We start from the raw sequence: 11908 nt of genomic DNA on the forward strand, positions 1-11908 counted from the left end.
CATGTCGAAATTTTTTATCGACCGTCCGATTTTCGCCTGGGTAATTGCCCTGGTGATCATGCTGGTCGGGGCTTTATCGATCCTCAAGCTGCCGATCAACCAATACCCGAGCATTGCGCCTCCGGCCATTGCGATCTCCGTTACTTACCCTGGCGCGTCTGCACAAACCGTGCAGGACACCGTGGTGCAGGTGATCGAGCAACAGCTCAACGGTATCGACAACCTGCGTTATGTCTCGTCGGAAAGTAACTCCGACGGCAGCATGACCATCACCGCGACCTTCGAGCAAGGCACCAGCTCCGATACCGCGCAGGTTCAGGTCCAGAACAAACTGAACCTGGCCACCCCGCTGCTGCCGCAAGAAGTGCAGCAGCAGGGTATCCGCGTGACCAAGTCGGTGAAAAACTTCCTGATGGTCATCGGTGTGGTGTCGCGCGACGGCAGCATGACCAAGGACGACCTGTCCAACTACATCGTGTCGAACATGCAGGACCCGATCTCGCGGACCGCCGGTGTCGGTGACTTCCAGGTCTTCGGTGCCCAGTACGCGATGCGGATCTGGCTCGATCCGGCCAAGTTGAACAACTTCAACCTGACCCCGGTGGACGTGAAAACCGCCATCGCGGCGCAGAACGTCCAGGTCTCGTCCGGTCAACTCGGCGGCTTGCCCGCCCTGCCCGGCCAGCAACTGAACGCTACGATCATCGGCAAGACCCGTCTGCAGACCGCCGAGCAGTTCAAGGAAATCCTGCTCAAGGTCAACAAGGACGGCTCGCAGGTTCGCCTCAAAGACGTCGCCGAAGTAGGCCTGGGTGGCGAGAACTACAGCGTCAGCGCCCAGTTCAACGGCAGCCCGGCTTCCGGTCTGGCAGTGAAGCTGGCCAACGGTGCCAACGCCCTCGACACCGCAAAAGCCTTGCGCAAAACCATCAACGACCTGAAGCCGTTCTTCCCGCAAGGGATGGAAGTGGTGTTCCCGTACGACACCACCCCGGTGGTGACCGAGTCGATCAAGGGTGTGGTTGAAACCCTGGTCGAAGCGATCGTGCTGGTGTTCCTGGTGATGTTCCTGTTCCTGCAAAACTTCCGCGCCACCGTCATCACCACGATGACCGTGCCGGTGGTATTGCTGGGTACATTCGGGATCCTCGCGGCATTCGGCTTCAGCATCAACACCCTGACCATGTTCGGTATGGTGCTGGCCATCGGCTTGCTGGTGGACGATGCCATCGTCGTGGTGGAAAACGTCGAACGGGTCATGAGCGAAGAAGGCCTGTCACCCAAGGAGGCCACCAAGAAATCCATGGGGCAGATCCAGGGTGCTCTGGTCGGTATTGCCCTGGTGTTGTCGGCGGTACTGCTGCCGATGGCGTTCTTCAGTGGCTCCACCGGTGTGATCTACAAGCAGTTCTCGATCACCATCGTTTCGGCCATGGCCTTGTCGGTGCTGGTTGCATTGATCTTCACCCCGGCGCTTTGCGCCACCATGCTCAAGGCGATTCCGAAAGGCGAGCACGGCACGCCGAAACGCGGCTTCTTCGGCTGGTTCAACCGCAACTTCGACCGTGGCGTCAAAAGCTACGAGCGCGGCGTCGGCAACATGCTCGCGTACAAGGCTCCGTACCTGCTGGCGTACCTGATTATCGTGGTCGGCATGATCTGGCTGTTCACCCGCATTCCAACGGCGTTCCTGCCGGAAGAAGACCAGGGCGTACTGTTTGCCCAGGTGCAAACCCCGGCCGGTTCCAGCTCCCAGCGCACGCAGGTGGTCGTGGATGAAATGCGCGAGTTCCTGCTGCGTCCGAGCAAGGATGGCGGCGAAGGCGATGCGGTGGCCTCGGTGTTTACCGTGACCGGCTTCAACTTCGCCGGCCGTGGCCAGAGTTCGGGCATGGCGTTCATCATGCTCAAACCGTGGGACGAACGTAACGCCGACAACAGCGTGTTCAAACTGGCGGCCCGTGCCCAACAGCACTTCTTTACCTTCCGCGACGCCATGGTGTTTGCCTTCGCGCCACCGGCAGTACTGGAATTGGGTAACGCCACCGGTTTCGACGTGTTCCTTCAGGACCGTGCAGGTATCGGTCACGAGAAGCTCATGCAGGCACGCAACCAGTTCCTCGGCATGGCGGCGCAAAGCAAGGTCCTGTCGCAAGTGCGTCCGAACGGTCTGAACGACGAGCCGCAATACCAGCTGGAAATCGACGATGAGAAGGCAAGCGCCTTGGGCGTGACCCTCACCGACATCAACAACACCCTGTCGATTGCCCTGGGCAGTAGCTATGTGAACGACTTCATCGACCGTGGTCGAGTGAAGAAGGTTTATGTGCAAGGCCTGCCTGGCGCTCGCATGAGCCCTGAAGACCTGAAGAAGTGGTACGTGCGCAACAGCGCCGGCACCATGGTTCCGTTCTCGGCCTTCGCCCGGGGTGAATGGATCTACGGTTCGCCGAAACTGGCCCGTTACAACGGCGTGGAGGCGATAGAAATCCTCGGTGCCCCGGCGCCCGGATATTCCACCGGTGAAGCCATGGCCGAAGTCGAAGCCCTGGCCAAGAAACTGCCGGCCGGTGTCGGTATTTCCTGGACCGGTCTGTCGTACGAAGAACGTCTGTCCGGCTCGCAAGCGCCAGCGCTGTACGCCTTGTCGCTGCTGATGGTGTTCCTGTGTCTGGCGGCGTTGTATGAAAGCTGGTCGATCCCGATCGCGGTCATGCTGGTCGTGCCGCTGGGGATCATCGGTGCGCTGATGGCGACCAGCCTGCGCGGCCTGTCCAACGACGTGTATTTCCAGGTGGGGCTGTTGACCACCATCGGTCTGGCGGCGAAAAACGCCATTCTGATCGTCGAGTTCGCCAAGGAACTGCATGAGCAAGGGCGTAGCCTGCGCGATGCAGCGATCGAAGCCTGCCGGATGCGTCTGCGACCGATCATCATGACCTCGCTCGCGTTCGTACTCGGCGTGGTACCGCTGGCCATTTCCACGGGCGCAGGTTCGGGTAGCCAACATGCGATCGGTACCGGGGTGATTGGCGGTATGCTCACGGCCACGATCCTGGCGATCTTCTGGGTCCCATTATTCTTCGTCACCGTGTCGTCCATGGGCCAGCGCAAAGTCGCCGACCAGGATGACGCCATTGAAACTTCTCAAGAGGCTGGCTAATGAGCAAGTCGCTACTCTCCCTGGCAGTCACCGCTTTCGTGCTGAGTGGCTGCTCGCTGATACCCGATTATCAGCGGCCTGAAGCACCGGTGGCGGGCCAATACCCGCAAGGCCCGGCGTATTCGCCGGCCCAGGCGCCCAACCAGGCCGCCGCTGAACAGGGCTGGAAGCAGTTTTTCCACGACCCGGCGCTGCAACAGGTGATTCAGACCGCGCTGGAGAACAACCGTGACCTGCGCGTCGCGGCGCTGAACATCGACGCTTATGCGGCTCAATACCGCATCCAGCGCGCCGACCTGTTCCCGGCGGTTTCGGCCACCGGCAGCGGCAGTCGTCAGCGGGTTCCGGCACGGTCCTCGCAGTCCGGTAATGCGACCATCAGCAGCTCCTACTCGGCCACCGTCGGCATCAGCGCCTATGAACTCGACCTGTTCGGTCGGGTGCGCAGCCTGAGCGAAGAGGCCCTGCAGAAGTACTTCGCCACTGAAGAAGCACGGCGCAGCACGCAGATCAGTCTGGTGGCCAGCGTGGCCAATGCCTATCTGACCTGGCAGGCCGACAAGGAACTGCTGAAACTGACCCAGGAAACCCTCGGTGCCTTCGAGGAGAGCTACAAGCTCACCTCGCGCAGCAACGAAGTGGGCGTAGCCTCGGCGCTGGATCTGGCCCAGTCACGTACCTCGGTGGAAAACGCCCGTGCGCAACAGGCCAAATACACCCGTCAGGTCGCCCAGGATGAAAACAGCCTGGTGTTGCTGCTCGGCACCGGTATCCCGGCCAATCTGCAAGCAGCCAAGCCACTGTCGGACGACCTGCTGAGCGACGTGCCAGCCGGCCTGCCGTCGGACTTGCTGCAACGTCGCCCGGACATCCTCCAGGCCGAATACAACCTCAAGGCCGCCAACGCCAACATCGGCGCGGCACGGGCGGCGTTCTTCCCGAGCATCAGCCTGACCGCCAATGCCGGCTCCCTGAGCCCGGACCTGTCCGGTCTGTTCAAGGGTGGTTCGGGCACCTGGTTGTTCCAGCCGCAAATCAACCTGCCGATCTTCAACGCCGGCAGCCTGCGCGCCAGCCTGGATTACTCCAAGATCCAGAAAGACATCAGCGTGGCGAACTACGAGAAGTCCATTCAAACGGCCTTCCAGGAAGTCGCCGATGGCCTGGCTGCACGCCAGACCTACACCGAGCAGTTGCAGGCTCAGCGTGATTTCGTCAGCGCCAACCAGGACTACTACCGTCTGGCCGAGCGTCGTTATCGCATCGGGGTCGACAGCAACCTGACCTTCCTCGATGCCCAGCGTCAGCTGTTCAGTGCCCAACAGGCGCTGATCACCGACCGCTTGGCGCAGCTGACCAGCGCGGTCAACCTGTACAAGGCGTTGGGCGGTGGCTGGAATGAACAGACGGCGAAGAACGAGCCGTTGAAAGAAGAAGCGCCGAAGATGAAGTTGTTCTGATAGCGCCGTAAACACGAAGCCCACCACTTGGTGGGCTTTTTGTTGGCCGTGAATAAACCAGCCTGTTCACTTCACACCCCGACGCCATTGACCAGAAACACCGGCTCTTCCAGATAATCGAGCCCCAAGCGGTTTTCGAACATTTCGTCGCGTAACGCTGCGGTAGTGAAACTGCCCAGGCCCAGCGCGGTGGCCAGCAGGGAAAAGGTCTGACTCAGATGCCCGGCATCCATCAGCGCCACCCGCAGTGCGCGGCTGAATTCGTATTTCCAGGCCATTCGCTCGACCCGCGCCGTGGAAACGAACACCGCTGCCGCATCCTTGATCCATGTCTGACTGCCACAAGCCTCGCTGATCCAGGCTCGCGGGTCTTCCAAGGAAAGCAGCTCCAGCCCGTGACGACGCACCGAATAATGGTAAAGACCCCGCTCGAAACCTTGCACATTCATCAGCACCGCATACACCTCGGTGCCCTGCAGCGAACCGCCGGCCGGCGAGGTTTTCTTCAGGAAGTAGTCGCCCATGCGGTTGTGCTCCATGACCGTCGCGCCCCAGGTGTAATAGAGCAACAAAGACAGCTGCGCCGAACTCAACGGCTGATCACTGAAGGTTCGCGACGTGCGGCGATTGCACAGCGAGTCCAGCAGCGTCGGCTGAGCGATCGCGCAGGCAGGCAACAGCGGGTTTTCCAGGGCAATGAACGGATGGGACCAATAGTCCTTGAACGCCGACGGCTGGCGTTGCGCCGAAGCCTTTTGCTCCAGCTCCGTTTCCAGCTCGGCAACGCTGATGTAGGGCGTGTGCGAGCCGGTCCGGGTACTCAGGTAAAACTCCAGCGCCGCATCCCAGCGGTTCCAAAGGTTGAGCGGATGTTTATCCTCCTCGGACGGGGCGCTGTCCGATTGATTGGCGACGGGCAACAAAACACCGTGGCTGACCAGCGTTCTCAGGAATGCCAGGTTGTCGTCCTGTGCCGGACTCTGCAAAACCCCCGGCAGCAACAAGGCACTCTCCAGCGTCTGCGGGCTCAGGAAGTGGCGCAGTAACGGCAGCAACGTCACGTCAAACTCCAGGCTCAGGTCCTGCTGCCGGTCCCGGATAAAAAACGACGCCGAGCCAACGCTGAGCCAGGTGCTTTCCCTGAGTTTCAGCAGGGTCTGCGCGCCCTCCGACGGCGTCTGTTGATCGCCCTGTTGATCAAGCCCCTGCCAGAACAGGGCCTTGGGCCTCAAGGACTTGATGGCCTTGATCAAGGTCAACAGTTCCGCGTCATCGGTTTTGCGCGAAATATCCCACTCCAGGGTGATCGCTTTCACCGGGGATGACCTGAACAGTTCACGCAAAATGTCCCAATCCCGCCGCGGATGGCCGGTGTGAATTTCAATCAACCGGTCCAGCGGCAACGAACGCAAATAGTCGTTCAGGTCGTAACCCTGGGTTCTGGCGGTCGTGATCGCGCTGTCGAGATCCAGCAAAAATCCCGAGCCGCTGCGCTCCACCACACTGGAAATGAACTCGCCTTCGGACTGCTCTTGTGCGCCCGACAATGAAAACAACCGCGGTGCGTTTTCCAGCACCAGCAGTGTGGCCGTGAGCTCGCGCAATTCGATGGCATTGGCCACCACCGTGTCAGCCACCTCTTGGGCCAGGGTCGGCAAAATGAAATGCTGCGTGTCGCCACCGTGGAAACGCGACCAGGAAATATGCTCGGCCAGCCACGGCGAGCGGGTTTTGTCGCACAGTCGCCGCGTCATGTGCAGAAACTCGCGATCCATCGCGATGCCTACGCTGCCCAGGGACAAACTGGACGAATGCAGCAGGCTCGGTACTTGAGCGCTGACGTCAAGTAAACGAGGCTGAAGAATGCAGTGCGTCGGCTGAAACTCGACGTAATCGAAATGCGGCAAACCCTCAGCGAGAATTCGCTCGACCGTCGGGTCAAGTCCATCCTCCGACCGGTCATCCTGTGCCCTGCGCCGTGGCAAATGGTATTCCAGCCCTACTCCGGCCTCAGGATAGGACGAGGCATCAAACATCCCCATGTGAGCCTCCCCGGCTTCAGGCGGTCAGACCCAGCAAGCGTTGTTGCTCAGTATCAGTCCCCGATATCGCCAACAGCCCGGCATATTGGTTTTCCTGTGCTCTGACCTCTTTGGCGAGGTTTTCCAGAAGTTGACGTCCTTGTGGGGTGAATTCAGTGCTGGCCTCAAAGTCCGGCAATGCCTTGATCAAGCCTCGCAGAATGTACAAAAGACGGTTTTGCGCCCGTTGCAGCTCTTCGGTCGAACGCGAACGTACCCGCCCCAGGTATTTGACCAATGCGATGTACACGTAAAACGCGTGGAAGTAGCCATAAAAGTCACGCTTCTGTCCCGACCACGGCAAGGTGTACAACGGCTCCCGCGAGGTTTCTTCCTTAACGACCGGGCACGCCTCGACAATGTGATAGAGCAACTGATGGGTGGCCTCATGCACCAGGGACTCTTCCAGATCGAGTATCGAATCATCCCGGCTCGACAACAGGATGATTCCGGTGAAACGGGACGCCGAACAGCTTCGAAATGAACCATCGGGTAAATAAAAAATCGACTTGACCAGTTTTTTGATTTGCTCACGGCAGGCGGGCCATGTGTGCTCTATGCGCAACAGGGCAATATTCACCACGTCGCAAAAAAACCGTACGGAGTAACCGCTACGCTCCAACTGTTTGCGGACGGCTTCATCCTCCGGAAACTCATAGCTGGGCGGCATCACTATCGCCACCAGCGGATCGACATCAAACCGATGCACAGGGGGGCAATAATGATTCACGCGGGAACTATCGGATGCTTTGACACGCACTAACATCTCTGGAAATTCAAACAGCATTTTTTCCAGCTCACTCCTGTCCTCGGTCTTTTTCGTGATGACCAGATTGGCATGATGAGCCGTCAGTACATTCCACACTTGAAACACCGGATCATTAATAATCAAGCGCTGTTCACGGGTCGGAGGAACGATAAGATTAAACGCCTGTTCAAAGAACTCTGCCAGATGTGGAGCGTTGGGAAACAACTGAAAAAGTTCGGTGTACAGCGCAACAAAGCTGGTGTATCGATTTCGACTGACACGCTCCAGCAAGACTTCAAATCGCGAAGGCTCCGAATCCGCAAGGAAGGTCGTGCCCTGAAATAAATCCTCGACCGAGAGCTCACGTTGACCACTGTTACCGATGTCCATTTCTCAACCTTCCCTTAGGTTGGCGGCAACGGCTTCGCCATTGTCAGACTGGCAATGCCATAACCCAGTTGTTCATAAAGACGACGCGCCGCATCGTTGCGACCAAAGACATGCAACCGCACTTCCCTGCATCCCGCCTGGCTCGCCCATGACTCCAGGGCCAGCAGCGATTGTTTTGCATAACCCTGGCGGCGTTCGCCGGGGTCAATGTAAATATCCAGAATGAAGGCGATCCGACCGGCGCCAGCGTGGCGTTCGGCGACCCATAACTCACCGATACGCCGCGCTTGATCCTCGATCACCCAGAGTTGATTCTTTTCAGTCAGTCGCCCTTGCGGCAACAATTGCTCGAAGACACTTCGTGCCCTTTGCGACGCCTCCTCCTGGCCCCACTCGCCGGCGGCGACCATCCCGTCGCCATATTCAGCAAGGGCTCTTTCGGCGAACGTCACAAAGTCCGCGTCATTCATTGGAGCCAAGGTGACAGACATGCGTCATTCACTCCGCGCCCGAGCCGCGCCCGAGCGCTTCAGGTCATGAGTCTGATAAGGCCATTCGGCGTACCACCGTAAAAGCCCACCTTTCGTGGCACGCCAAATGGCATCACCCACCGTTAATCCATGCGCGCTTGTTGCTGCTGGTTCTGTGTATCAAATACCGCGCGTATCCCCAGGTTGTTCCGAATGCTGGAGGAAGCTGCCGTCAGTTTTGCAGCATCAATACCTTTAACCGCCGCGATCTCGTCAGTACTTAAGTGCACGCCAATATTTTTAGCCGCCCCTGCCGGATCACTGTGTAAGGCGCTGGCAAATTTTTCGTCCAGCACGGCCCGTCCCAGAACCGAGGCCAAACGTTCCTGATTGACTTTATTACCCATGGTACTTCTCCTTGTTATTTCGGCATGACGAAAAACATCCCCTGACGAAGCAAGAGAGTTTCTTTTGCCCGCCTGAGGAATTTGAATATAGCAAGACCTCTTTTCTTTTCCAGCCAAGCCCATGGCTCCCTTTAAATCTTTTTACGATAACCGACAACACCAATTCTTAAGTTTAACCGGCGATTATTGATCTACCTTTAATGACAGCCAACACTGTAGGAAACGTCTTACAACTAAAGCAATAAACACTTCCATCTAACATCAACAAAACAACAAGGCGCCATTAATAGAACACATCCGTGGATACCCCTTATCAACCTGAATAACTATGGGATTTTATTAAGAATGCCTCATACCGTCCGCGCCCAGGCTGGCGTCGATTAGTGTTCGTTAATCGCCCAAAACCCCACCCCCCCCAATTGAATCCCCCGCCCATCCCTCGCACCATTGTCCGCACCTGCAAAAATCAATAACAACAAGGTCCGACACCATGACTACGCGCCCTCTGCGCTCCGGCTGATCTCGCCCGCCCCCTTATCCGAATTCGATTTTTTGTCTGCGACCCCTTGGTTGCGGCTGTGTACTGCCTTATCCCTGACAATTAGAGAGACCCGAGTCCATGACTTCCTCCACCACGCAGTATTTGTTCCCCAGTCTGATCGCCATCGCACTGGCCGGCGCGGCCCTGCCCGCCTTGGCCGAGGAAGCAGGCTTTGTCGAAGGTGCCAAGGTCAACCTGAACCTGCGTAACTTCTACATCAACCGTAACTTCACCAATCCGACCAAGAGCCAGGGCAAGGCTGAAGAGTGGACGCAAAGCTTTATCCTCGACGCCAAATCCGGGTTCACCCAGGGCACCGTCGGGTTCGGCATGGACGTGCTGGGGTTGTATTCGGTCAAGCTCGACGGCGGTAAAGGCACCGGTGGGACGCAGTTGCTGCCGCTGGATCACGATGGTCGCCCGGCGGACAACTTCGGTCGCGCCAACGTGGCGTTCAAGGCGAAGCTGTCCCAGACCGAAGTGAAGGTCGGCGAATGGATGCCGGTGCTGCCGATCCTGCGTTCGGACGACGGTCGCTCGCTGCCGCAGACCTTCCGTGGCGGCCAGATCACTTCGAAGGAAATCGATGGCCTGACGCTCTACGGCGGCCAGTTCCGCGCCAACAGCCCGCGCGACGACAGCAGCATGAGCGATATGTCGATGACCGGCAAAGCGGCCTTCAAGTCAGACCGCTTCAACTTCCAGGGCGGCGAATACGTCTTCAACGACAAGCGCACTCAGATTGGCCTGTGGAATGCTGAACTCAAAGACATCTACAGCCAGCAATACGTCAACCTGATCCACACCCAACCGCTGGGCGACTGGACGCTGGGCGCCAACCTCGGGTTCTTCTACGGTAAGGATGACGGCAGCGCCCGGGCGGGCGAGCTGGACAACAAGACCTGGTCGGGCCTGTTCTCGGCCAAATACGGTGGCAACACCTTCTACGTCGGCCTGCAAAAACTCACCGGCGACAACGCCTGGATGCGGGTCAACGGCACCAGCGGCGGCACCCTGGCCAACGACAGCTACAACTCCAGCTATGACAACGCCAGGGAAAAATCCTGGCAAGTGCGCCACGACTACAACTTCGCCGCTCTGGGCGTGCCGGGCCTGACCCTGATGAACCGCTACATCAGCGGCGACAACGTCCACACCGCCACCACCAGCGACGGCAAGGAATGGGGCCGCGAAAGCGAACTGGGTTACACCGTGCAAAGCGGCGCACTCAAAGACCTCAACGTCAAATGGCGCAACTCCACCATCCGCCGTGACTTCAGCAACAACGAGTTCGACGAGAACCGCTTGATCGTCAGCTATCCGATCAGTTTGTTGTAAACATAAATCAAAAGATCGCAGCCTGCGGCAGCTCCTACAGGGGTTCACCATTCCTCTGTAGGAGCTGCCGCAGGCTGCGATCTTTTTTAGCCGTAACCCTATTCCCGCGACTCAACCCCCAACTCATCCCACACCGACTCGGCCAGGTGGAACGTCGCGTTGGCCGCCGGAATTCCGCAATAGATCGCGCTCTGCATGATCACTTCCTTGATCTCGCTGCGGGTCACGCCGTTGTTGGCGGCGGCGCGCAGGTGCAGTTTGAGTTCTTCGTTGCGGTTCATGCCGATCAGCATGGCGATGGTGATCAGGCTGCGGGTGTGGCGCGGCAGGCCCGGACGGGTCCAGATGTCGCCCCAGGCGTGGCGGGTGATCATCTCCTGGAACTCCGAGTTGAACTCGGTCAGCGCGTTCAGGCTGCGGTCGACGTGGGCGTCACCGAGCACTGCGCGACGGACTTTCATGCCCTCGTCGTAACGTTGTTTCTCGTCCACAAAAAATTCCTCAATGACCTGAAAGAAACGCCAGCACCCGCTCGCTGAACGCAGCGCCGGCCTGGACGTTGGACAGGTGCGCGGCGTAGAACTCGGCGTACTCGGCGCCCCGCACATGTTCCTGAATGAAATGCCCGCCAGACGGCGGTGTGACCGCATCTTCGGTGCCGGCGATCACCAGCAGCGGCGCCTTGATCGAGGACAACTGATCGCGGAAATCGGCATCGCGCACCGCCGCGCAATTGGCCGCGTAACCTTCAGGCGAGGTAGCCGCGAGCATGTCGGTGATCTGCTTCGCCGCTGCCGGATTGGCGGCGGAAAAATCCGGGGTAAACCAGCGTGCAATCGACGCATCACGCAATGCCACCATTGCCGCCGCGCCGTCACGCAGCACGGTTTCGATTCGTGGGTTCCACACCGATGGATCGCCGATTTTCGCCGCGGTGTTGCACACGATCAGTTTGTTCAAACGCTGACCGGCGTTGATCCCCAGCCATTGACCGATCAACCCGCCCATGGACAGACCACAGAAATGCGCGCGCTCGATGTGCAAGGCATCCAGCAGCGCCAGCACGTCGCGGCCCAGTTGCTCGATGCTGTACGGCCCCGGCGTCACCAATGACTTGCCGTGACCACGGGTGTCAAAACGCAGCACCCGGAAATGCTCGGCGAACGCCGGGATCTGCGCGTCCCACATGTGCAGGTCGGTGCCCAGTGAGTTGGACAGCACCAGTACCGGCGCATCCGCCGGTCCGTCGAGTTGCGGCCCTTGAATTTGGTAGTGCAGTTCGCCATCGGCGAGTTGTACGAATGCCACAG

General features: G+C 58.9%; 9 protein-coding genes. 3 read left to right on the forward strand and 6 right to left on the reverse strand.

The annotated features are described in order from the left end of the window. Position 1 precedes the first annotated feature (1 nt). Both emhB and emhC read left to right on the forward strand, forming a co-directional pair. On the forward strand, positions 2-3163 hold the full coding sequence (emhB, locus tag LOY36_RS21895) for an efflux RND transporter permease subunit EmhB (RefSeq protein WP_258670926.1): 3162 nt from the start codon (positions 2-4) through the stop codon (positions 3161-3163). After that, on the forward strand, positions 3163-4623 hold the full coding sequence (emhC, locus tag LOY36_RS21900; RefSeq protein ID WP_019647911.1) for an efflux RND transporter outer membrane subunit EmhC: 1461 nt from the start codon (positions 3163-3165) through the stop codon (positions 4621-4623). Before emhB ends, emhC begins: the two co-directional genes overlap by 1 nt. Before the next feature lie 71 nt (positions 4624-4694). On the opposite strand, the gene LOY36_RS21905 is transcribed toward emhC, so the two are convergent. The 4 genes from LOY36_RS21905 to LOY36_RS21920 all read right to left on the reverse strand — a co-directional run bounded on the left by LOY36_RS21905 (position 4695) and on the right by LOY36_RS21920 (position 8719). Further along, positions 4695-6665: a DUF692 family multinuclear iron-containing protein gene (locus LOY36_RS21905; RefSeq protein ID WP_258670930.1), complete on the reverse strand. Its 1971-nt coding sequence runs from the start codon at positions 6663-6665 to the stop codon at positions 4695-4697. A 16-nt stretch (positions 6666-6681) separates the two neighbouring features. After that, positions 6682-7842: an aKG-HExxH-type peptide beta-hydroxylase gene (locus tag LOY36_RS21910; RefSeq protein ID WP_258670932.1), complete on the reverse strand. Its 1161-nt coding sequence runs from the start codon at positions 7840-7842 to the stop codon at positions 6682-6684. Between the two features lie 14 nt (positions 7843-7856). After that, entirely contained in the window at positions 7857-8333 is a 477-nt protein-coding gene (locus tag LOY36_RS21915; RefSeq protein WP_026345682.1) for a GNAT family N-acetyltransferase, read from the reverse strand. Positions 8334-8455: 122 nt separating this feature from the next. Then, on the reverse strand, positions 8456-8719 hold the full coding sequence (locus LOY36_RS21920; RefSeq protein WP_019647907.1) for an Os1348 family RiPP precursor: 264 nt from the start codon (positions 8717-8719) through the stop codon (positions 8456-8458). Positions 8720-9338: 619 nt separating this feature from the next. Here LOY36_RS21920 and LOY36_RS21925 point away from each other — a divergent pair. Continuing rightward, a complete protein-coding gene (locus LOY36_RS21925; protein ID WP_019647906.1) occupies positions 9339-10598 on the forward strand; it encodes an OprD family porin in 1260 nt (419 codons plus the stop codon). 98 nt (positions 10599-10696) lie between these two features. Here LOY36_RS21925 and pcaC read toward each other — a convergent pair whose 3' ends face one another. Both pcaC and pcaD read right to left on the reverse strand, forming a co-directional pair. Further along, complete coding sequence (gene pcaC / locus LOY36_RS21930; RefSeq protein ID WP_007935810.1) at positions 10697-11089, reverse strand: 4-carboxymuconolactone decarboxylase; 393 nt, start codon at positions 11087-11089, stop codon at positions 10697-10699. 10 nt (positions 11090-11099) lie between these two features. Then, entirely contained in the window at positions 11100-11906 is an 807-nt protein-coding gene (gene pcaD / locus LOY36_RS21935) for a 3-oxoadipate enol-lactonase (protein WP_019647905.1), read from the reverse strand. Positions 11907-11908: the final 2 nt, after the last annotated feature.

The organism is Pseudomonas sp. B21-019 (assembly GCF_024749225.1).
Lineage (GTDB): Bacteria > Pseudomonadota > Gammaproteobacteria > Pseudomonadales > Pseudomonadaceae > Aquipseudomonas.